25 protein-coding genes and 1 other annotated feature are annotated in these 21,628 nt (G+C 56.7%); of the genes, 12 read left to right on the top strand and 13 right to left on the bottom strand.

Annotated features, from left to right (window positions below; translation table 11 throughout):
• The first annotated feature begins 1 nt into the window (after position 1).
• Positions 2–1,225 carry a 6-phosphofructokinase gene (locus ACKTS9_RS14145; protein WP_349215199.1) on the top strand — a complete coding sequence of 408 codons (1,224 nt, stop codon included), beginning with the start codon at positions 2–4 and terminating at the stop codon, positions 1,223–1,225.
• A gap of 49 nt (positions 1,226–1,274) precedes the next feature.
• Here ACKTS9_RS14145 and ACKTS9_RS14150 read toward each other — a convergent pair whose 3' ends face one another.
• On the bottom strand, positions 1,275–2,273 hold the full coding sequence (locus ACKTS9_RS14150) for a helix-turn-helix domain-containing protein (RefSeq protein WP_349214600.1): 999 nt from the start codon (positions 2,271–2,273) through the stop codon (positions 1,275–1,277).
• A gap of 130 nt (positions 2,274–2,403) precedes the next feature.
• Between ACKTS9_RS14150 and ACKTS9_RS14155 the strand changes: the two genes are divergently transcribed.
• Positions 2,404–2,946: a DJ-1/PfpI family protein gene (locus tag ACKTS9_RS14155; protein WP_349214599.1), complete on the top strand. Its 543-nt coding sequence runs from the start codon at positions 2,404–2,406 to the stop codon at positions 2,944–2,946.
• Between the two features lie 46 nt (positions 2,947–2,992).
• Here ACKTS9_RS14155 and argS read toward each other — a convergent pair whose 3' ends face one another.
• From argS to ACKTS9_RS14175, 4 genes are read right to left on the bottom strand one after another with little or no spacing between them, the layout of a single operon-like run.
• Positions 2,993–4,762, bottom strand: a complete 1,770-nt coding sequence (gene argS / locus ACKTS9_RS14160; RefSeq protein WP_349214597.1) for an arginine--tRNA ligase — start codon at positions 4,760–4,762, stop codon at positions 2,993–2,995.
• Positions 4,763–4,788: 26 nt separating this feature from the next.
• Complete coding sequence (locus ACKTS9_RS14165; RefSeq protein WP_349214596.1) at positions 4,789–5,214, bottom strand: DUF1934 domain-containing protein; 426 nt, start codon at positions 5,212–5,214, stop codon at positions 4,789–4,791.
• Positions 5,211–6,059 carry a glutamate racemase gene (gene murI / locus ACKTS9_RS14170; RefSeq protein ID WP_349214594.1) on the bottom strand — a complete coding sequence of 283 codons (849 nt, stop codon included), beginning with the start codon at positions 6,057–6,059 and terminating at the stop codon, positions 5,211–5,213. The genes ACKTS9_RS14165 and murI overlap by 4 nt, the downstream gene beginning before the upstream one ends.
• On the bottom strand, positions 6,049–7,128 hold the full coding sequence (locus ACKTS9_RS14175; protein WP_349214592.1) for a D-alanine--D-alanine ligase family protein: 1,080 nt from the start codon (positions 7,126–7,128) through the stop codon (positions 6,049–6,051). Before ACKTS9_RS14175 ends, murI begins: the two co-directional genes overlap by 11 nt.
• Positions 7,129–7,390: 262 nt before the next feature.
• Between ACKTS9_RS14175 and rpmG the strand changes: the two genes are divergently transcribed.
• From rpmG to rplL, 7 genes are all read left to right on the top strand, one after another.
• Positions 7,391–7,540, top strand: a complete 150-nt coding sequence (rpmG, locus tag ACKTS9_RS14180) for a 50S ribosomal protein L33 (RefSeq protein ID WP_349214590.1) — start codon at positions 7,391–7,393, stop codon at positions 7,538–7,540.
• Positions 7,541–7,558: 18 nt separating this feature from the next.
• A complete protein-coding gene (gene secE, locus ACKTS9_RS14185) occupies positions 7,559–7,807 on the top strand; it encodes a preprotein translocase subunit SecE (RefSeq protein ID WP_349214589.1) in 249 nt (82 codons plus the stop codon).
• Positions 7,808–7,835: 28 nt separating this feature from the next.
• Positions 7,836–8,366: a transcription termination/antitermination protein NusG gene (gene nusG, locus ACKTS9_RS14190; protein ID WP_349214587.1), complete on the top strand. Its 531-nt coding sequence runs from the start codon at positions 7,836–7,838 to the stop codon at positions 8,364–8,366.
• A gap of 119 nt (positions 8,367–8,485) precedes the next feature.
• Positions 8,486–8,911, top strand: a complete 426-nt coding sequence (gene rplK, locus ACKTS9_RS14195) for a 50S ribosomal protein L11 (protein ID WP_349214586.1) — start codon at positions 8,486–8,488, stop codon at positions 8,909–8,911.
• A 56-nt stretch (positions 8,912–8,967) separates the two neighbouring features.
• Positions 8,968–9,663 carry a 50S ribosomal protein L1 gene (gene rplA, locus ACKTS9_RS14200; RefSeq protein ID WP_349214584.1) on the top strand — a complete coding sequence of 232 codons (696 nt, stop codon included), beginning with the start codon at positions 8,968–8,970 and terminating at the stop codon, positions 9,661–9,663.
• Between the two features lie 89 nt (positions 9,664–9,752).
• Positions 9,753–9,891, top strand: a sequence feature (ribosomal protein L10 leader region).
• A 48-nt stretch (positions 9,892–9,939) separates the two neighbouring features.
• Positions 9,940–10,449, top strand: coding sequence for a 50S ribosomal protein L10 (gene rplJ, locus ACKTS9_RS14205; protein ID WP_349214583.1), 510 nt, complete (start codon positions 9,940–9,942; stop codon positions 10,447–10,449).
• Positions 10,450–10,500: 51 nt separating this feature from the next.
• Complete coding sequence (gene rplL / locus ACKTS9_RS14210) at positions 10,501–10,872, top strand: 50S ribosomal protein L7/L12 (RefSeq protein ID WP_349214581.1); 372 nt, start codon at positions 10,501–10,503, stop codon at positions 10,870–10,872.
• A 99-nt stretch (positions 10,873–10,971) separates the two neighbouring features.
• On the opposite strand, the gene ACKTS9_RS14215 is transcribed toward rplL, so the two are convergent.
• A complete protein-coding gene (locus ACKTS9_RS14215; protein ID WP_349214579.1) occupies positions 10,972–12,135 on the bottom strand; it encodes a phosphoglycerate dehydrogenase in 1,164 nt (387 codons plus the stop codon).
• A 19-nt stretch (positions 12,136–12,154) separates the two neighbouring features.
• Entirely contained in the window at positions 12,155–13,243 is a 1,089-nt protein-coding gene (gene serC / locus ACKTS9_RS14220) for a 3-phosphoserine/phosphohydroxythreonine transaminase (RefSeq protein ID WP_349214577.1), read from the bottom strand.
• A 240-nt stretch (positions 13,244–13,483) separates the two neighbouring features.
• On the opposite strand from serC, the gene ACKTS9_RS14225 reads away from it, so the two are divergent.
• Together ACKTS9_RS14225 and ACKTS9_RS14230 are read left to right on the top strand one after the other, a co-directional pair.
• Entirely contained in the window at positions 13,484–14,494 is a 1,011-nt protein-coding gene (locus ACKTS9_RS14225) for an aldo/keto reductase (RefSeq protein WP_349214576.1), read from the top strand.
• A gap of 38 nt (positions 14,495–14,532) precedes the next feature.
• Positions 14,533–14,754, top strand: coding sequence for a hypothetical protein (locus tag ACKTS9_RS14230; protein WP_407881584.1), 222 nt, complete (start codon positions 14,533–14,535; stop codon positions 14,752–14,754).
• A 91-nt stretch (positions 14,755–14,845) separates the two neighbouring features.
• Here the strand turns inward: ACKTS9_RS14230 and ACKTS9_RS14235 are convergent, their stop codons facing one another.
• From ACKTS9_RS14235 to ACKTS9_RS14260, 6 genes are all read right to left on the bottom strand, one after another.
• Complete coding sequence (locus ACKTS9_RS14235) at positions 14,846–14,992, bottom strand: FeoB-associated Cys-rich membrane protein (protein ID WP_349214572.1); 147 nt, start codon at positions 14,990–14,992, stop codon at positions 14,846–14,848.
• Positions 14,993–15,001: 9 nt separating this feature from the next.
• On the bottom strand, positions 15,002–17,083 hold the full coding sequence (feoB, locus tag ACKTS9_RS14240) for a ferrous iron transport protein B (protein WP_349214604.1): 2,082 nt from the start codon (positions 17,081–17,083) through the stop codon (positions 15,002–15,004).
• Positions 17,083–17,316 (bottom strand): FeoA family protein, encoded by a 234-nt coding sequence (locus ACKTS9_RS14245; protein ID WP_349214570.1) that lies wholly within the window; start codon positions 17,314–17,316, stop codon positions 17,083–17,085. The genes feoB and ACKTS9_RS14245 overlap by 1 nt, the downstream gene beginning before the upstream one ends.
• Before the next feature lie 130 nt (positions 17,317–17,446).
• On the bottom strand, positions 17,447–18,457 hold the full coding sequence (locus ACKTS9_RS14250) for a Gfo/Idh/MocA family protein (RefSeq protein ID WP_349214568.1): 1,011 nt from the start codon (positions 18,455–18,457) through the stop codon (positions 17,447–17,449).
• A gap of 107 nt (positions 18,458–18,564) precedes the next feature.
• On the bottom strand, positions 18,565–19,302 hold the full coding sequence (gene nagB, locus ACKTS9_RS14255) for a glucosamine-6-phosphate deaminase (protein WP_349214566.1): 738 nt from the start codon (positions 19,300–19,302) through the stop codon (positions 18,565–18,567).
• A 118-nt stretch (positions 19,303–19,420) separates the two neighbouring features.
• Positions 19,421–20,209 carry a helix-turn-helix transcriptional regulator gene (locus tag ACKTS9_RS14260; protein WP_349214565.1) on the bottom strand — a complete coding sequence of 263 codons (789 nt, stop codon included), beginning with the start codon at positions 20,207–20,209 and terminating at the stop codon, positions 19,421–19,423.
• Between the two features lie 164 nt (positions 20,210–20,373).
• On the opposite strand from ACKTS9_RS14260, the gene ACKTS9_RS14265 reads away from it, so the two are divergent.
• On the top strand, positions 20,374–21,492 hold the full coding sequence (locus ACKTS9_RS14265) for an ABC transporter ATP-binding protein (protein ID WP_349214563.1): 1,119 nt from the start codon (positions 20,374–20,376) through the stop codon (positions 21,490–21,492).
• Positions 21,493–21,628 lie beyond the last annotated feature (136 nt).

A 21,628-nucleotide genomic window follows, 5' to 3' on the forward strand; every position in this document is an offset into this window, starting at 1 on the left:
AATGGGGAAAAATGCAATTGTAGGACAGAGCGGCGGCCCCACGGCCGTGATCAATGCCAGTTTGGCCGGTGTGTTTCAGGCGTGCGACCGGCGCGGCGTGCCTCACGTGTATGGGATGCGGTACGGCGTGGCAGGCCTTTTGGATGGCAAGTATGTGGATCTGAGCGAAAGCCTGCGCTCTTCGCTGGAAATCGAGCTTTTAAAGCGCACGCCCTCGTCCTATCTGGGCAGCTGCCGGTATAAGCTGCCGGCGTTGGACAAGGATGAAGAGGGCGTTTACCCCAAGCTGTTCGCCCTGTTGCAGGAGCTGGATATCGGCTATTTTTTCTACATCGGCGGCAATGACAGCATGGATACCATTGCCAAGCTGTCGGATTACGGCCGGGCCATCGGCAGCGACATCCGGTTCATGGGCGTGCCCAAAACCATTGACAACGACCTGATGGTCACGGATCACACGCCGGGTTATGGATCGGCGGCCAAGTACATCGGCCTGGTCATGAAAGAGCTGGTCCGGGATGCCACCGTGTACGACGTGAACTCCGTCACAGTGGTGGAGATCATGGGCCGCAACGCAGGCTGGCTGACGGCCGCGGCGTCGCTGGCTAAGGCAGAAGACTGTGAGGGTGCGGATATGATCTGCATGCCGGAGATCCCCTTCGGCGTGGACAATTTTATTCAGAAAGTGGCGCGGATGCAGGCGAAAAAGAAAGCCCTGCTGATCGCGGTGTCCGAAGGCGTGAAGCTGGCGGACGGGCGTTATGTGTGCGAACTGGCGGATGACGCCCGGTATGTGGACGCCTTTGGCCATAAAAACCTGACGGGAACCGCCCGCTATCTGTCCAACCGGCTGGCGGCGGAGCTGGGGGTCAAAACTCGTTCCATTGAGCTTTCCACGCTGCAGAGATGCGCGGGCCATGTGACCAGCCGAACGGATATCACCGAAGCATTTCAGGTGGGCGGTGCGGCGGCCAAAGCGGCTTTTGAGGGCCATACGGCCGAGATGATCGCGCTGGAACGGCTCTCCAACGATCCTTATCAGTGCACCACGCGCCCCTGGGACATTCACAAGGTGGCGAACTTTGAGAAAAAGGTGCCGCTGGAGTGGATCAGCGAGGACTATACCGCCATGAAAGATGAGTTCCTGCATTATGCACGGCCCCTGATTCAGGCAGAGCTGACTCCGATTTACATCGACGGACTTCCCCGGCATACTTATTTGTAAAAGAAACGACCGCCTGCCGTACGGCAGGCGGTCGTTTCTGGTGAGAGGTTCAGCGCGCCAATCGTTCCAGCGCCGCTGCAAACCGCGGGTCATTTTGCAGCATGGAAAGTTCGGCCCGCACAGCTTGTGCCAGTGTGTGCAGTGTGTACCGGCAATGTGGCGTCTGCCTGGATGCGCCGGCCCAATTTTCGGCTTCGAGACTCATGCGTTCCACTTCCTGCAGAGCCCGCACGCGGTCCCCGGTTTCGCAATACAGGCAGGCGGATACAAGCCGGACGGAAAGCAGGTTGGGAAAGCAGGGAACGTCCGCTGCTTTGCAAAGGGCCTCCGCCTGATCCAGAAAGGTCCGCGCCTTGGAAAAATCCTTTTGCCTTTGCGCGGACTTGGCAAGAAACTGGAGACAGAGCACGGCGTCGGAAAGATTTTCTTCCAGGGCAGCACGGGCGAGTTGTTCCGCCTGGGCCAGGGCCCCCTGTTCCGCCAGCAGGGCAATTTTCAACGCGCGGACATCCAGCTGCGGGAAAGACAGGCCGTCCAAAAGCTGCCGGGCACGTTCCAGATCTCTCTGAGGGCCGTGGCACAAGAGACCCGCCAGAACGTACGTGGCATTGGCGCGCAGCAGTTCATCCGGACTGTCCAGACAGGGCTCCAGCAGTTGGGCAGCATGGTCAGCGTCTTGCAGGTAAGTCAGGTACAGAGAGGAAACATAAAATTTCAGCCAGAGGTCATTGGGATATTGATGCAGCAGCTGCTCGCTCAGGCGCGAAGCTTCTTCGGCTCGGCCCTGCTCAAACAGGGTGCTGTATTCCTGCGTCAGCGCCTGTGCTTCCTGGTCGGTCAGCTGGGGCTGAAAATCCATCAGATGATTGAGATCGGTGCCCAGAAGCCGGGCGAGAGGGGCCATCAGCAGAAGATCGGGACAGGCGGCGCCGGTCTCCCACTTGGAAACGGCCGCGGCGCTGACGCCCACCGCGTCGGCCAGCTGTTCCTGTGTCAGGCCTCGGGCGCGGCGCAGCTGCTGGATGTTGGTTCCGATTGAATGTTTCATGTGGTATTGCTCCTTTGCTGTTTTTGGGCCCGCTTTTATGGTATCATAAGAAAAGAGCAGGACACAATGGAACATTTGTTGAACGGAAAGGCGGATTTATTGAAAGCCGTTCCGGAAAGGAGAGTTTCCCATGAAAAAAGCTGCGATGTTTGTAACGGATGGATTCGAGGAGATCGAGGCGGTAGGTACCTTTGCCATTTTGCGCAGAGGCGGGGTTCAGGTGGACGTGTATTCTTTGCTGGATGACGATGCCACCGGCCGTTTTGGCCTGACCTGCACCAATCTGAAGCGATTTTCCCAGTTTGACGGCGCACAGTATGACGCGCTGGTGCTGCCGGGCGGGCCGGAGTACAAGGCCATGGAGGCAAGTGCGGAGGTGCAGCGGCACATCCGCGCCTTCTGGGATGCTGGCAAGCTGGTATGTGCGATTTGCGCCGCGCCTACCATCTTGGGTCATGCAGGGTATCTGAAGGGCAAAAACTACACCTGCTTTACCACCATGAATGAGGACTTCGGCGGGGTGTATCACGCGCAGTACGCAGTGCGGGACGGACATCTGATCACCGGCCGCAGCGCTGCCGCCACTGTGGATTTTGCCTTCCTGGTGCTGGAAGCACTGGAAGGGCCGGAGAAGGCCGAGGAGATCAAGCAGCAGATCTATTACGAAGCATAAAACAGAACCGCCCGGATGTGTTCATCCGGGCGGTTTCGTTTGTCTGTTACATGCTCTCAGGCACGGTGATTTTCATCATGGTCAGCGCATTGGAAATAACGGTCTTGGACGCGGTGCACAGGGCCAGGCGAGCCTGGCAGACAGCGGGCTCGGCGTCCTTTACACGGCAGGAGTTGTAGAATTTGTGATAGCGGTTGGCCAGCTCGGTCACATAACGGGTAATCCGGGCGGGGTCGTAGCTCTTGGCCGCGGAGATGATCTCGCCGGGGAAGTTGGCGATGTGACGGATCAGGTCCATCTCGCTGGGCTCGGTCAGCAGCGTCAGGTCCGCTTTGTCCGCACCCTCAAAGACGATGCCCTCCTGGGCCATCTTCTTCAGAATGCTGCAGATGCGGGCGTGGGCGTACTGCACATAATACACCGGGTTCTGATTGTCCTGGGCCACGGCTGCGTCCATGTCAAAGTCCATCACGCTGCCCGGCTCCCGCAGGTTGAACTGGAAGCGGGCGGAATCAATGGGCACTTCATCCAGCAGCTCGGCCAGGCCGATGGCTTTGCCTGTGCGCTTGGACATGCGCACGGGTTTTCCGTCCTGCATCAGGCGGACGAACTGCATCAGCACGATGTCCAGCTTTTCACCGTCCAGACCGATGGCATCCATGGCGCCCTTCATCCGGGCCACATGGCCGTGATGGTCTGCGCCCCACACATCGATGGCGCGGGAGAAGCCGCGGGTCACAAATTTGTTGTAGTGGTAGGCGATATCCGCCGCGAAATAGGTGGGTACGCCGTTGGCGCGCACCAGTACTTCGTCTTTGGCTTCATCGGTCACTTCGCCGTCCAGTCCCTTGCGGGTGACTTTGTTTCCGCCGTATTTTTCGGCGTACTGCATGCTGCGGTACCAGATGGCGCCGTCCTTTTCATAGGTGGCGCCGCGCTGGGCCAGCTTGTCCAGAATGTCGGCGATGGCGCCGGACTGATGCAGTCCGGTTTCGCTGAACCACACGTCGTACTGAACGCGGTATTTGCCCATGTCATCCTTCAGGCGCTGCACATTGATGGGCAGCCCGAAAGCGGCAATGTCCGTCTGCAGCGTCTCGAAGTCGCCGTCCACATACCGGTCGCCCACTTCGTCCGCAAACTGCCGGGCCAGCACTTTGATATCTTCGCCCTGGTAGCCGTCCTCCGGGAAAGGAACGGCGTCCTCGCCCTTGAAGATCTGCAGATAACGCGTGGCCAGGCTTTTGCCAAATTTCAGAATCTGGTTTCCGGCGTCGTTGATGTAGAACTCACGGGTTACGTCGTAGCCGGCCCAGTCCAGCGCAGCCGCCAGGCAGTCACCCAGCGCGCCGCCGCGGGCGTTGCCCAGGTGCATGGGGCCGGTGGGGTTGGCGGATACAAACTCCACGTTGACCTTTTCTCCTTTGCCAAAGTCCGTGCGGCCGTAGTCCGCGCCGGCCACATTGGCCGCCAGAACGACGTTCGCATACCAGTTCATGTTCAAAAACAGATTGATGAAGCCGGGGCCGGCTACCTCCACCCGGTCAAACAGAGTGCCCTCCAGCGCAGGCAGATGTGCGGTGATGGCCTCTGCAATTTTGCGGGGCGGCATGCCGAACACACGGGCGGAAGCCATGGCCAGGTTGGCGGCAAGGTCGCCGTTTTTTACGTCGCCCGGCACCTCCACCACGAAAGAAGGCAGTTCTTTCTGCGGCAGCGTACCGTCGTTCATGGCGTCTTTGGCGGCCTGCTCCAACATGGCGCGGGCTGCGTCCATGGCAGACTGGCGGGGGTCAAAATTTTTAAAATCCTGCATCCTATTCCTCTCCTGTTGTCCCGCTCTCAATCGGCGGGTTTTACTGTAATATCCACAATATTCCGGCTGACGCTGCTGGCGTCCACATCCAAAAGATAGCTGAAGCGAACACGGCCGCCCTCTTCCGAAAGGTGGCTGTCGATCACGTCGGCGGCAACACCCAGGCTCAGAGAGCCGACGCCTGTTTCGTAGTGGCACACATGCCGCCGCCCTTTTTCAATCACCAGCTGGCTGGGGGTCGGGCCGAAGCGCAGCATGCTGACTTTATGGCTGCCCTCCACCTTTACGGTGGTCACACAACCCTGATAACCGGTGGCTTCCGTCTCCTTGTAAGTGATGAAGAAGTTGCCGCCCTTGCGCACAAAACTGCCACGGGTCATCAGCTTGATGCTGTCGGACTCGCCGTTCTGCTCCATAGTGCCGTGGATGGTGATCAGATAATCTTCCTTCACGCGCGCGCCTCCTCTTCCAGCTCCAGGCGGCAGTCATCCACCCGGATGCGGCGCACCTCGCCGCCTGCGTACTCACCCAGGAACCAGCCGGCCAGCTGGCGGAAACTGTCCGTGGAATCACTGACGAAGTAGTGCGCTTCGCCGGATTGCCCATCCCGCAGCAGGCCTTGTTCCTCCAGCCAGGTGCGGGCAGTGCGGGCAGCCTCGCGGCCCGGGTCAATCAGTGTTACGTCCGGACCCATCAAATCTCCCAGAATCGGCGCGATCAGCGGGTAGTGGGTGCAGCCCAGAATCAGGGTGTCCACTCCTGCGGCCTTGACCTCTTTCAAATAGTCCTGCGCCACCAGCCGTGTAACCTGGTTGTCACGCCCGAAATAACCGTTTTCCACCAGCGGCACAAACAGCGGGCAGGGGGTGGCGGTGATCTGTGCCTGAGGAGCCAAAGCACGCAGGGCTTTTTCATAGCTGCGGCTGTGAATGGTGGCGGGCGTCCCGATCACGCCAATGCGGCCGGTGCGGGTGGCGGCGGCCGCGGCGCGCGCCGCGCTGGGGACCACGCCCAGGTAGGGCACAGGCAGCCGGTCGGTGATGCTTTCAGGCAGCGTACTGGACACGGTGCCGCAGGCGGCGATCACATATTTGACATTTTGAGACAGCAGGAACGCGATGTCCTGCTTGGCGTATTCCACAATGGTCTCCACGCCGCGTGTGCCGTAGGGCACCCGGCCGGTGTCACCGAAATACACAATGTCCTCGCCAGGCAGAAGCCTGCGCAGCTCCCGCACGGTGGTCAGGCCGCCCAGGCCGGAGTCGAACACGCCGATGGGCGCGCCGTTACCGGCCATTGCGGCCACCTCTTTCCAGAGCCAGCTTCACCAGACGGTCCAGCAGCTCTGCGTAGCTCATTCCCTGGGCCATCATCAGCTTGGGATACATGCTGATGTTGGTGAATCCGGGCATGGTGTTGATCTCGTTGAGAAGAATTGCCCCGGTGCCGCGCTCCACGAAGAAATCCACTCGGGCCAGACCCTTGCAGCACAGCGCGCGGTAGGCCTTTTCGGCAGTGCGCGCCACTTCGTTCAGCGTCTCGTCGGGCAGCTGAGCGGGGTAGACCGTGCGGGACGTGCCGGAGATGTACTTGTCATCGTAGGTGTAGAACTCGGCACTGGCCAGAATTTCACCAGGCAGGGTGCTGTGCACCTCGTCGTTGCCGCACACGGCGCATTCCACTTCCTGTCCGTCCACAAAACGCTCAAAGACCACGCGGTCATCGTGCTCAAAGGCCAGGTCCACCGCTTTTTGCAGCTCCTGTTTGTCTGCGGCTTTGGAGATGCCTACAGAGGAACCTGCGTTGGCGGGTTTGACAAAGATGGGATAACTCAGTTTGGCGGCCACCCGGGCCTCGATGGCGTCGAATTCTGAACGCTGCCAGCGCTCCATATAATCCCACTCGCAGCGGCGGATGCCTGCCGCATCCATGACCAGGTTGGCGACCACTTTGTCCATGCACACAGCACTGCCCAGAACGCCGCAGCCCACATAGGGGATGCCGGCCATTTCCAGAAGGCCCTGCACCGTTCCGTCCTCGCCATTTTTGCCGTGCAGCACCGGGAAAACCACGTCCACCGGAATGTTGCGCACTTCTGCACCTTCAAAGCAGACCAGCCCCGTCAGGCCGCTGCCGGGGCATACGGCGCAGGGCACATTGTCCGGATGCTGCTCCCACCGGCCGTCCGCCAGCAGTTCCACCGGACCGCGGTACAGATACCAGTGTCCCTGTTTGGTGATGCCCACCGGATAGACCTCGTATTTTTCCGCATCCAGGTTGTTCAGCACGCTGGTGGCGCTCATGCGCGAAACCTCGTGCTCACTGGACACACCGCCGAACAAGACGGCGATCTTGCATTTTTCCATTGAATGACACACCTTTCATGCGGCAGATATCCGCATGCTAATACTTGTATGTTAATACAACAAACTATATAATAGCATACAGGGCAAAAAATGCAAAGGTTTTCGGGGCCACAAACCGCTTTAAAAAACAGCATTTTTCGCTTGACGGCACCGTGCGGATGTGGTATGATGAGTGTACCTCTTTTGCAGGTCTATTTTTTTGTGCGCATTTTTCGAAGCGCCGCCTGTATGAGAGGGAGGCTAATAATGGAGGTGCCGAAACATGAGAGTGAAGATTACACTGGCCTGCACGGAGTGCAAACAGCGCAATTACAACACGATGAAAAACAAGAAGAACAGTCCCGACAGGCTCGAGATGAAGAAGTATTGCCGCTTCTGCAAAAAGCATACCCTTCACCGCGAGACCAAGTAAGAAAGGCGGACGACACACATGGCAGACAAGACCGAAAAGAAAAAGAAAGGCTTTTTTGCCGGCGTGAAAGGCGCTTTTGCCCGCTTTGCCAAGTATTTCCGTGATACCAAAAGCGAGGTCAAAAAGGTCGTATGGCCGTCTAAGAAGCAGATCATCAACAACACCTGCATCGTACTTGTTGTCGTGGTCATCGCCGCGATCGTGATTTTCCTGCTTGACAGTGTGTTCGGCCTTGTGCTGGATCTGCTCCTGAAGACCGCGGGCTAATCAACTGACAGAAAGCGGGGGTCCATTCATGGCAGAGGAGAGAGACACCGAAGCCCGGTGGTATGTAGTTCACACCTATTCGGGCTACGAGAACAAAGTCGCGCAAAATCTCGAGACCATCGTGGAAAATCGTCGCCTGCATGATTTGATTCATGAGGTGAAGGTCCCGGTGGAGATCGTGCCGGACATCAAGGACGGCAAGGAGAGAGAAGTCGAGCGCAAATTGTTCCCCGGCTATGTTCTGGTGAAAATGGTCATGACCGATGACTCGTGGTACATCGTGCGCAATACGCGCGGCGTCACGGGCTTCGTGGGACCGTCGTCCAAGCCCATTCCCCTCACAGATGAAGAGGTGGACAAACTGGGCGTGGATGTGCGTCAGACCAAGCTGGATTACGCCGTGGGCGACAATGTGCAGATCGTATCCGGTCCGCTCGAAGGCTTCATCGGTATCGTTGAGGGCATCGATGCCGACGCGAAAAAAGTCAACGTCAAGGTTTCCATGTTCGGCCGCGAGACGCCGGCAGAGCTGGACTTTGCGCAGGTCAAGCCCTTGTAAGTTTATTTTTTCTGGTAAGTCCCGCCCATTGGCGGTGCTTATAGAGCGCTCAGCGCTCGTGGGAGGGCCCGGCATCCGGCCGCGCCCGCAACTTACCACAATTTTTGGAGGTGCACAAAATGGCTCAAAAGGTAGTGGGGTATATTAAGCTCCAGATCCCGGCCGGTAAAGCTACCCCGGCTCCCCCTGTTGGTCCTGCTCTTGGCCAGCACGGTGTGAACATCATGGCGTTCACAAAAGAATTCAACGAGCGCACTCAGAAAGACATCGGTTATCTGATCCCTGTGGTCATCACAGTGTATGCTGACCGTTCTTTCAGCTTTATCACCAAAACTCCGCCCGCAGCGGTTCTGATCAAAAAAGCGATCGGCATCGAAAGCGGTTCCGGTGTGCCCAACAAAACGAAGGTGGCTTCCATCACCCGCAAACAGCTGGAAGAGATCGCCACCACGAAAATGCCCGATCTGAACGCTGCCAGCCTGGATGCAGCGGTCAGCATGGTTGCCGGCACTTGCCGCAGCATGGGCGTTACGGTGACAGACTAAGAGAACGAACCCGCCATTAGTGGGAGGAATATTCCGATATACCACAGGAGGATACTATGAATCACGGTAAACATTATGTCGACAGCAAAAAGCTGGTCGACCGTACCAAATTGTACGATACCGCTGAAGCGCTGGCACTTTGCTGCCAGACCGCGAAAGCGAAGTTCGACGAGACCGTCGAGCTGCACGTCCGTCTGGGTGTTGACAGCCGTCACGCTGACCAGCAGGTCCGCGGCGCGGTGGTCCTGCCCAACGGCACCGGCAAAGACGTGCGCGTCATTGCCATCGCCAAAGGCGATGCTGCCAAAGCAGCTGAGGCTGCCGGTGCTATGATGGTTGGCGATGCCGACCTGGTTGCGAAAATCCAGAACGAAGGCTTTATCGATTTTGACGTGCTGGTTACCACCCCTGACATGATGGGTATGGTTGGCCGTCTGGGTAAAATCCTTGGACCGCGCGGCTTGATGCCGAACCCCAAGGCCGGCACTGTGACCCCTGATGTGGGCCGTGCTGTTACCGAGGCCAAAGCCGGTAAGATTGAGTACCGTCTGGACAAGGCCAACATCATCCATGTGCCCGTCGGCAAGGCTTCTTTCGGCGTGGAAAAGCTGGAAGAGAACCTGAAAGTGGTCATGGAGGCCATCGTGAAGGCGAAACCTGCTGCTGCCAAAGGCCAGTACATCAAGAGCGTTACGGTCGCTTCTACGATGGGCCCCGGCATCAAGCTGAACAGCCAGAAATTCGGCGGCTAAGCGAGAGCAATTTGCAGCGCCCGTAAAATACGGGCGCTGTTTTTTGTGGTTTTATTCAAAAAAAGATTGACACACACGGATGTGCGTGCTATACTATAAGAGCTGTTTTAAAGACAGCAGGTGCTGATGCGTAAGGGATGATTCCCGCCTGCCGAGAAACGTGCAAAAATATGTTTTGTATTTTTGGCCTTTTTCTCGCGGGAGAAAGAGGCCTTTTTGTTTTTGCACCGCTTGTCTTTTGAAGCATCCATCTTTTGAGAAACGAGGTGAATCGAAATGCCGAGCGAGAAAATTCTGAGCGAGAAACAAGCCTTCGTTGCCGAGCTTCGTGAGAAGCTGTTGGGCTCTGTGGCCGGCGTAGTGGTCGATTACAAGGGCATCAACGTGGCCAATGACACAAAGCTCCGTAAAGAGCTGCGTGAGGCTGGCGTCGAGTATGCGGTTGTGAAAAACACCATGCTGCGTCTGGCCATTAAGGACACCCAGTACGAGGGCATGATGGATTCCCTGAAGGGTTCCACCGCCATTGCCATCTCCAAAGAGGACCCCATTGCTCCCGCACGCATTCTGAACAAGTATGCTGAGGGTTCCAAGGGCGCGTTCTCTATGAAGAGCGGTTATATGGATGGCTCTGTGATGAGCCTGGACGAGCTGACTGCGATCGCGAAGCTGCCCGACTACAAAGGCATGCTGTCTATGTTCGCTGGCGCGCTCAAGAGCACCATTGGCGGCCTGGCTGTCGCCATGCAGGCCTATGTGGATAAGCAGGAAGAGCCTGCTGCCTAAGGCCCATTTTGAATTAAAACAATTACAACAAATAAAATTGGAGGTATTATCATGGCTTCTGAGAAAATTACTGCCATCATTGACGAGATCAAAGGCCTGTCCATCCTTGAGCTGAAAGAGCTCATCGACACCTATTGCGAAGAGTTCGACGTTTCCGCTGTTGCTGCTGCTGCTCCTGCTGCTGCCGGTGCTGCTCCTGCTGCTGAGGAGAAAACCGAGTTTGACGTTGTGCTGGCTGAGGTTGGCGCAAGCAAAATGCAGGTCATCAAGACTGTTAAAGAGATCACCGGCCTGGGCCTGAAAGAGGCGAAAGAGCTGGTTGACAACGCTCCGAAGACTCTGAAAGAGGCTGTTGCCAAAGCTGAGGCTGAGGACATGAAGAAGAAACTGGAAGACGTCGGCGCGAAGATCGAGCTGAAATAAGTTTCGCTTATGCAAAGGACCGCACCCAATGGGTGCGGTCCTTTTTTGCATGAATGAAAACAAAAAGGCGGCGAAGATTCCTTCGCCGCCTTTTTCAGTTTAAAGGACCCGCACACGAATGATGTCCGGCAGGGCCAGAAGACCACTGCCCACTTCGTCCGGAACAAGCCCGGTCACATCCAGCATGGTGTAGGCGTAATCGCCGCGGGATTTGTTGGTCATGTTTTCGATGTTCAGGCCGGCTTTGTTGGCCACATCGGTGATGGCGGCCAGCATGCCGGGAACGTTTTTGTGGATCACGCAGATGCGGTTTCCCTCACCGCGCGGCATGGAAACAGAGGGGAAGTTGACGCTGTTGCGAATGTTTCCATCCAGCAGGTAGTCACTCAGTTCCTGCGCGGCCATTACGGCACAGTTTTCCTCGCTTTCCGGAGTGGAAGCGCCCAGATGGGGAAGGCAGACGCAGCCTTCCACACCCAGCAGTTCTTCACAGGGGAAATCACATACATAAGCGCCGACGCGGCCGCTCTTCAATGCCGAAATCAAATCCACGTTGTTTACCAGTTCGCCGCGCGCAAAGTTCAGAATCCGCACACCGTGTTTCATCTGGCTGATGAGTTTGGCATTTACCATCCCTTTGGTATCGGCCGTAGCAGGAATGTGCAGAGTAATAAAATCGCACTGGTTCACCAGGTCCGACAGATTGACGCAGTGCTTGACACTGCGGGAAAGGTTCCAGGCGGCATCAATGGAAATGTAGGGGTCGTATCCAAGCACTTCCATGCCCAGGTGGGTGGCCATATTGGCGACCTTCACGCCGATGGCGCCCAGACCGATCACACCCAGCTTTTTACCGGCAAGTTCCGGGCCCACAAATTGTTTTTTTCCTTTTTCGACCAGTTTGGCGACGGGTTCGGTTTGGGCGATCAGCGTTTGTGCCCAGGCGATGCCCTGGGCAATTTTCCGGCCGCTGAGCACCAGTCCGGCCAGCACCAGTTCTTTTACGGCATTGGCGTTGGCGCCCGGTGTGTTGAAAACCACGATGCCGCGCTGGCTGCAATCCGCAACAGGAATGTTGTTGGTGCCTGCCCCGGCACGCGCTACCGCCAGCAGCTGAGGCCCCAGTTCCATGTTGTGCATATCGGCGCTGCGGACCAGAATGCCATCTGGTTTGCTGCCCTCATTGTCCAGTGCGAATAAATTGGCGCCCAGATGTTCCAGTCCCTTGGGCGAAATATGATTCAAGGTTTGTACCTGATACATGTTTTTTCATCCTCTCTTCTCAGCCGTTCCGGGCTTCAAATTCTTTCATGAAAGCGACCAGTGCCTGCACGCCGTCCAGCGGCATGGCGTTGTAGATGGAGGCTCGCATGCCGCCCACACTGCGATGCCCTTTCAGATTGACCAGACCAGCCTCAGCCGCTTCCTGGCAGAACTTGGCATCCAGCTCTTTGGACGGGCTTGCAAACGTAACGTTCATGATGCTGCGGTCCGCTTTGTTGACCGGGTTCTGGAAGAAGGAAGACTGATCCAGATAATCGTACAGCAGCTGTGCTTTGGCGTTGTTGCGCTTTTCCATCTCGGTCAGTCCGCCCACTTCGTTTTCGATCCAGTGCAGAACCAGCCCCATCATATAGATGGACCAGCAGTTGGGCGTGTTGTACATGCTGCGGGCATCGATCAGCGTTTTATAGTCCAGCATGGCAGGCCGCGCCAGATCGGTGCGTGCATTTTCCAGAAGATCTTCCCGTACGATGGCCACAGCCATGCCGGCGGGAGCCACGTTTTTCTGCACACCGAAATAAATCAGCCCGTATTTGCTCACGTCGGTCGGTCGGCTGAGGATGCAGCTGGACATGTCAGCCACCAGAGGAATGCCGTCCACCTGCGGAAGCTTCGTAAATCTGGTTCCGTAGATGGTGTTGTTTTCACAAATATGAATGTAGCTGGCGTTGGGGCTGTATTCCACAGCGTCCACGTCGGGGATGTAGGTAAAGTTTTTATCCTTGGAAGAGGCGACCACATGGACCGTGCCGAATTTTTCGGCTTCCTTGGCGGCTTTTCCGGAGAACTGGCCGGTCACCAGATAATCCGCTTCACCGGTGGTCATCAGATTCATGGGGACCATGGCAAACTGGGTGGAGGCGCCACCCTGAATGAAGCCGACTTTGTAATTGTCCGGAATGTTCAAAACCCGACGAAGCGCGGCCTCGGTTTCAACGATGATGGCATCGTACACACTACTGCGATGACTCATCTCCATAACGGACTGACCGGATGATCCGTATTCCAGCAGTTCGGACTGCGCTTTCTGCAATACGCTGAGCGGCAGCATGGAAGGGCCTGCGCTGAAGTTGTATACTCGTGCCATGTGAAAAAACTCCTTTGTAAAAAAATGATACTTTATTTTGATAAAGTATAGTACCTATTATATCGCCTGATGAAATTTTGTCAATGCAAAAAAACGAGCTTTGACGGTCATTCGCGGACATTTTCAGCGCTTTTTCTTTTTAAAACGGAAATGTGTTTTTCAAAGAAATACAGATTGAATTTTACCTTGTCAAGGAAGGATGCATCGGGTAGAATAAAACAAAGAAAGGAAGTGTTGCATATGCCGGTATCCGGTTATTGTGCGGACGAAAACCGTTATGAATCCATGGAATACAATCACAGCGGAGCTTCGGGACTTCTGCTTCCGGCGCTTTCGCTTGGAATGTGGCACAATTTTGGATCAGCTGATTCCTTTGACAATATGCAGGCCATGCTGCGCACTGCCTTCGACTGCGGTGTGACCTATTTTGATCTTGCCAACAATTACGGGCCGGTGCCGGGCAGCGCGGAAGAAAATTTTGGCCGTCTGTATGCCAAGGATTTTCGCCCTTACCGGGACGAACTGATCATTGCCAGCAAGGCGGGGCACCCGATGTGGCCGGGCCCCTACGGAAACTGGGGCAGCCGAAAATCATTGCTGGCCAGCCTGGACCAGAGTCTGCGCCGCACGGGGCTCGAGTATTTTGATATTTTCTATTCTCATCGTCCCGACCCGGAGACGCCGCTGGAAGAAACTATGGGGGCGCTGGCCTCTGCGGTGCAGCAGGGAAAGGCATTGTATGCGGGCATTTCCAATTACGACGGCGAATCGACGCTGCGTGCGGCTGAGATCCTGCGGGAACTGCATTGCCCGTTTGTGGTCAATCAGAGCCGATATTCCATTCTGGACCGCCGCATTGAGGACAACGGCCTGAAAGCGGTCGCCCAGAAAGCAGGGGTGGGCATTGTTGCGTTCAGCCCGCTGGCCCAGGGACTGCTGTCGGATAAATATCTGGATGGAGTGCCTTCCCAGAGCCGAATGGCAAAGGGGCGGTCACTGTCGCTGAAAGAGTCCGTTCTGACGGCGGAAAAACGGCAGCAGCTTCGTCAGTTGAACGAACTGGCGGCACAGCGCGGCCAGACGCTGGCGCAGATGGCGCTGGCCTGGGTTCTGAAAGACAGCGACGTGACCAGCGTGCTGATTGGCGCGTCCAGACCGGAACAGATCCGGGAAAACATCGCCGTGCTGGGACACACAGACTTTACGGAGGAAGAACTGCGGCGCATTGATGAGATCGTGGGCCGTGCCTGAAAAAGCGTATGTGGTTTTGGGAGAGAGAAGAATTGTACATGGGCCCCAGCGGAGAGAAGGCGTCGGCCTTGTGCCGGGCACTGGAGCAGGCAGGCATCGCCTGTGAAAGCGAGTACCGCAACGGCCATAACATACTGGGCGGCGGCCACAGCCGATTTGGCACCATCGGCGCCATGGAGAGCGCCGGTATCCACTATGTGTATGTAAAACGCAAAGACCGGGATGCAGCCGAAGAGGTGGCCCGCCAGGTTTTGCGGTAAAAAGAGAGGGGGACTGCCAAGCAGTCCCTCTCTTGCATTTTGCGCATGGTAATCAAAAGCCCCGGCATCTTTGGAAGATGCCGGGGCTTTTTTATGACTTCTTCTGGCTGCATGCATGGGAACAACCCGCGCAGTTGCCGCAGCATTTTCCGCTGCGGCGATCGCGGACGATTCGGCGCACGGCCAGTGCGAACAGTGCTGCAATCAGCAACACCAGAACAACGTCCAGAACATTCATGGAAACACCTCAGGAAAACAGCAGGCTTCCCACCTGGAAGACTACTGCGGCACAGATCCAGGCCACAGCGCACTGGGCAAAGGCGACCCACAGGGCGGCCAGGCCGGAGTTCATCTCCCGGCGCACAGCAGCAATCGCCGCCACACAGGGCGTGTACAGCAGGGAGAAGGTCAGGAAGCTGAAGGCACTCAGCGGTGTGAAAATAGCGGCGAGCGCCGTTCCCAGATTGGCCACGCTGGTACCGGTCAGCACTGCCATGGTGCTGACCACAGCTTCTTTGGCAGAGAAGCCGGTGATCAGGGCTGTGGATGCACGCCAGTCGGTAAAGCCGAGCGGTGCGAAAATGGGGGCGATGATGCGGCCCAGCCCGGCCAGCATGCTGGCCGACGAATCAGCCACCACGTTGAAACGGGTGTCAAAGGTCTGCAAGAACCAGATGACAATGGTTGCCACAAAAATGACTGTAAAGGCACGGGTCAAAAAGTCCTTGGCCTTGTCCCACATCAGCAGTCCCACGCTTTTCAAACTGGGCAGACGGTAGTTGGGCAGCTCCATGACAAAGGGAACAGGATTTCCTTTGTACAGGGTGCTTTTCATAATCAGCGCGCAAACAATGCCGATGGCCATGCCCATCACGTACAGCAGCATCATGACCAGCGCACCGTATTTCGGGAAGAACGCGGCAGTAAACACTGCGTAAATCGGCAGTTTGGCGGAACAGCTCATGAAGGGGGTGAGAAGAATGGTCATCTTGCGGTCCCGGTCGCTGGCCAGTGTGCGTGTGGCCATGATGGCCGGAACGCTGCAGCCGAACCCGATCAGCATGGGAACAAAGCTGCGGCCGGACAGACCGATTTTGCGCAGCAGCTTGTCCATAACGAAGGCGACACGGGCCATATAGCCGGAGTCTTCCAACATGGACAAGAAGAAAAACAAAGTCACAATGATCGGCAGGAAGCTGAGCACACTTCCCACGCCGGCAAACACGCCGTCGATGATCAGCGAATGGACCACCGGATTGATGCCGTAGGCGGTCAGCCCTGCGTCCACCCAGGCGGTGACCTGATCAATGCCCAAAGAGAGCAGATCGCTCAAAAAGCTTCCAATGACGCCAAAGGTCAGCCAAAATACCAGAAGCATGATCAAAAGGAACATGGGAATTGCCAGATATTTTCCCGTGAGGATCTGGTCGATGCGCACGCTGCGCATGTGCTCCCGGCTCTCGCCGTTTTTGAAGACGGTGTCGGAACACAGTTTTTCAATAAAGGTATAGCGCATGTCCGCCAGCGCGGCTTCCCGGTCCGTTCCCAGTTCCGCTTCCATCTCCTGGATGGAATGCTCCGCCAGTTCCAGCTCGTTTTCCGTCAGCTTCAGCTGCTGAATCATGGGCTTATCGCCTTCCACCAGCTTGGTGGCGGCAAAGCGGGGAGGCACACCGATGGCGGCTGCGTGGTCTTCCACTACATGGGCCAGTGAGTGGATGCACCGATGTACTGCGCCGGTGCAGAAATCCTGACGTTTGGGAAGTTCCTTGTGTTCGGCCGCGCGCAGCGCGTGCTCGATCAGTTCATCGATGCCCTCGTTTTTGGCTGCGGAAATAGGGACCACCGGCACGCCCAGTTCCTGTTCCAGTTTCAGAATGTCCACGGTACTGCCGTTGGCACGCATTTCGTCCATCATATTCAGGGCGATGACCATGGGAATGTTCAATTCCATCAGCTGCATGGACAGGTACAGATTTCGCTCGATGTTGGTGGCGTCCACAATGTTGATGATGCCGTCGGGCTTTTCCTGAATGAGAAAGTCCCGGGTGACGATCTCTTCGGCCGTGTAGGGGCTGAGCGAATAAATGCCCGGCAGGTCCACGACCACTGCCTGTTCCGGCTGCGGAATGTCTTTGCGCCGGTGCCGGGGATGTCCCCAGCTGCGAGGGCCGTGATGATGCTCACCGGTGTGATGATCGCGAATCACGCCCTCTTTTTTGTCTACCGTTACACCCGGAAAATTGCCCACATGCTGATTGGAGCCGGTGAGCTGGTTGAACAGCGTGGTTTTGCCGCAGTTCTGATTGCCGGCCAGAGCAAAGGTCATCATTGGGCGTCGCCTCCGCACAAGGTGATTTTCTGCGCGTCTTCCAGCCGCAGGGTCAGTTCATAACCGCGCAGATGCAGTTCAATCGGGTCTCCCATGGGCGCCACTTTTCGAATGGTGACGCAGGTGCCCGGCGTCAGTCCCATATCCAGCAGGCGGCGGCGCAGTGCACCTTCACCGCCAACGGTCTCAATGCGGGCCTGCTGCCCGATGGGAAGTTTATCCAACGTCATGGAGTTCATCCTCTTCCTTCAATTCAGAATGTTAGCTTGTGCTAACTTCTAATAAAGTATACACCTGGCGTACAAATTCGTCAAGAAAAAACGACACAAAAAACGCCCGGGGAAACCGGGCATTTTGTGTTCAGTTCTCACGATGCAGCAAAGGTTCCAGCCGGTCAAACAACTCGGCGCAGGCAATGCTGTCCGCCAGGGGCATCACGTCACTTTCGGGCAGACCGCCCCGCACACAGGAGGCGGCATGTTCGGCTTCAAATTCAAAGCCGCAGGACGTCTCGTGCAAAAACACTTCCTCGGGTTGTGCACCCTGCCAGCCTTGCGGCCCGGGTAAAGGGGTACGGTACAGCTCAGCCCGCTGCGCCCAGTTGAACCAGGGGGCAAGGCGGATCATGCCCTGTTCGCCGCAAAGCAGCAGGCTGTTGTCTGCCGCAAATTGAATGCTGCATTTCAGCTGGGCAGTCAACCCGTCCTCATAGGAAAGGGTCAGAAAGGTGGAACCGTCCACACCGGTGCCCGAGGGAACGCACAGCGGAACCATGCCGGTCTGCTTGCGCCCGCGGGCAAAAAACTGTGCACAGGAAAACGCATAGACGCCCAGATCATAGAACGCGCCGCCGCCCAGAGCGGGGTCAAACAGACGGGGATATTCAGCGGGGTCACGGCTGGCGCACAGACTGGCACTGATGCAGCGCAGCCGTCCGATCCGTCCTTCCGTCAGCCAGCGGCGCGCGGTTTGCACTGCGGGCAGAAACCGGGTCCACATGGCTTCCATCAGAAACACATGATGCTCGGCTGCCAGCTGTGCCAGACTGCGTGCCTCGGCCGCAGTGAGGACCAGAGGCTTTTCACACAGCACATGTTTGCCGGCCCGGATGGCACGGGCGCAGCAGTCGTAGTGCATGGAATTGATGGTGGCGATGTACACGATTTCAATTTCAGGATCCGCCAGCAGCGCATCGTGGCTGCCGTAACTGCGGGCGATGCCGTGCTCGGCGGCAAAGCGGGCCGCGCGCAAGGGATCCGACGAGGCAACGGCGCACAGACGGGCACCGGGCACCAATCCCTGCTCAAAGCAGGCGCTGAAGCGGGCGGCGATCCGCCCTGCACCTAAAATACCATAGCGACAAGGCTCCATACCGATTCCTTCTTTCCTTGTGTTCTGGTTTCATCCTAACGCATTTTGAACGGCGGCGCAAGACAAAAAAGCGCTCTCCCAAAAGGAGAGCGCTTTGATCGTTGCAATCAGCCCTTGTAACCGACGGCATCCGCCAGTTCGCGGTCGATGACAACCACTGCGTCAGCATGCAGCTTCAGCAGGGTAGAGGGGTTCTGGGTGGTGATCACATCGTCCATCACCAGACCTTTGATGGCAGGAACCTTGGCAAGACCGGTGGCCGCAAGCACAACGGTTTTGGCTGCCAGAATGTCACCCATACCCATGGTGATGGCCATGGTGGGAACGTCTTCTTTTTTCTCAAAGAAGCGGGCGTTGGCATTGATGGTGCTCTCCGTCAGCTTTTCCACGTGGGCAACGCTGACCAGATGGTCCGAAGCTTCGTTGAACGCAATGTGTCCGTTGTTGCCGATGCCCAGCAGCTGCAGGTCGGCAACGCCGCCCTCGCGCACTTTCTGCTCCAGCTCGCGCGCGTTGGCTTCCACATCGCCCATGCCGCTGGCCACAAAGGTGTTGGCCTTGTCGATGTTGATGTGATTGAACAGGTTGGTGTCCATGAAATAACGGTAGCTCTGTTCATGAGTGCCCGGAATGCCGCAGTACTCGTCCAGATTCACGGTATGTACCTGCGAGAAATCCACCTGGCCGGCCTTGTTCATCTCGATCAGTTTCTTGTAGATGGGGACAGGAGTTCCACCGGTGGCGAGGCCCAGCTTGGCATTGGGTTTCTGATTGACCAGATCCCGGATCATCTCTGCGATGACCGCACAGGTCTCATCGTAGCTGTTGGTAACGATTACTTTCATGCTGCATTCTCCTTATTATATAAAATCAAACGAACGTGACTTTGCTACCTCTATCATAATCTCTTTGCGTGCGGCTGGCTAGGCGTAAAATGCCTTTTAATTTGTACAAACGTACACCTCAGGTGTAAAGTGCGCTCTCCAGCTCGGACAAACGGGCAGGGGAAGGGGCGGCGCCTGCATGCAGCGCGCGAAAAGTACCGGGCGTCTGCCCGGTGTGTTTCTTAAAAACTTTGCACAGGTAATTGGCACCGGAAAAACCGCACAAACTGGCGATTACGTCCAGACTGTAATCTCGCTGCGCCAGAAGCACCTTGGCTGCATCCAGCCGTGTCTGGATCAGATATTGTCCGGGGCCGATGCCCATTTGCGCAGTAAAAACGCGCACCAGGTGGCTTTTGCTCACTCCCAGCTGACGGGCCAGCTCGTCCACACCGTAAAGCCCGGCATAATTCTGCCGGATGGCCAGCACTGCCTGCGCCACCAGCGGCGGAAGGCCGGGTGATTCGGGCGCTTCGTCCGCACGGGCCACACTGCACAGGGCGCGGAAAGCCAGGGCCGGCAGCAATTCGCTCTCTCCACGGCTGACAGCCGCGGCCAAAGCACTCATTTCCTGCGCAGCCAGTGGGCAGGCGCTGCAGTCGGAGAGCAAAGGCTCCGTCAGCTTATCTCCGGCCTGGCGGGCCGCTTCACCGGAAAAGCCAATGACAAGCAGATGACAATCAGAAGCGGGCGTGATCTCCATGGCGCCACGGCACACAAGCAGGGAACCGGCCTCCAGCCAAAGTGCCTCTGCCGTGCTGTTGGCGGGCACAGCTGCCGCACGGCCGCTGGATGCAAGCACCAGCACACAGGCAGCCTCGTCCAGAATCACCGGTGCGGGCGCGTCGATTTCGCGGCAGAATTCCACGCCGCAGATCTCCTCCGCGGGAAAAAGCAATAAGTTTCACCACACATCAATATTTTACTATTTTCAAATGAAAAATAGCTTGTTATTATTATATTAAAGCAAAAGAGGTCTGTCAAGGACGTCAATAAAATGCAAAATTGAAGTTACAATGGAGGTAAGGTCCCATGGCAAGCATTAGCTGCAGAGGCATCTACAAAATCTATCCGGGCAATGTGCAGGCTGTTACCGATTTCAACCTGGAAATCGAAGACAAAGAGTTCATCATCCTGGTCGGTCCTTCCGGCTGCGGTAAATCCACCACCCTGCGTATGATCGCTGGCTTGGAAGAGATTTCCAAAGGCGAGCTGTACATCGGCGACCGTCTGGTCAACGACGTTCCCCCGAAGGATCGCGACATCGCGATGGTGTTCCAGAACTACGCGCTGTATCCGCACATGACGGTTTACAAGAACATGGCGTTCGGTCTGGAACTGCGCAAAACCCCGAAGGATGAAATCGACAAACGCGTTCGCGAGGCTGCCCGCGTGCTGGACATCGAGCACCTGCTGGACCGCAAACCGAAGGCTCTGTCCGGTGGTCAGCGTCAGCGTGTTGCTTTGGGCCGCGCCATGGTTCGTAACCCGGCAGTCTTCCTGCTGGATGAGCCTCTGTCCAACTTGGACGCGAAACTGCGTACTGCGATGCGCACCGAGATCATCAAGCTGCACCAGAAACTGGGCACCACCTTTATCTATGTTACCCACGACCAGACCGAGGCCATGACCATGGGCGACCGCATCGTGGTTATGAAAGACGGTATTGTGCAGCAGGTTGATACTCCGCAAAACCTGTATGATTATCCCTGCAACATGTTCGTGGCGGGCTTCATCGGCTCTCCGCAAATGAACTTCCTGGATGCTACCCTGGTCAAAGAGGGCGGCAACTACTATGTGGATCTGGGCGGCGACAAACTGCTCATCAACCCGGCCAAAGCCGCGGCCAACACCGCGAAACTGGATGCCTATCTGGGCAAAACCATCAAAGCCGGTATCCGTCCTGAGGATATCAAGGACGACGAGGAGTTCCTGGAGAAACACAAAGACGCTACCATCACTGCGAACGTGGAAGTTTCCGAGCTGATGGGCTCCGAGATCTATCTGTACCTGACCTATAAGGGCTACAAGATGACCGCTCGTGTGAACCCCACCAGCAAGGCGAAGAACGGCATGGACGTCAAGGTTGCGCTGAACACCAACAAGCTGCACCTGTTCGATCCGTCCGACGAGTCTGTCATCCTGAACTAAGGAAACGCTCGAAGTTTTTCGACAGAACTACAATGAAAAACGGCACATGGGCAAACGCCCATGTGCCGTTTTGTTTTGAAAGGTCACGCACTGGTAAACTCCTGTTCGGTGGAGAAGGGGAGTTAAAAAAACAGCG

It is taken from the genome of Owariibacterium komagatae (assembly GCF_045865535.1).
Lineage (GTDB): Bacteria > Bacillota > Clostridia > Oscillospirales > Ruminococcaceae > Ruthenibacterium > Ruthenibacterium komagatae.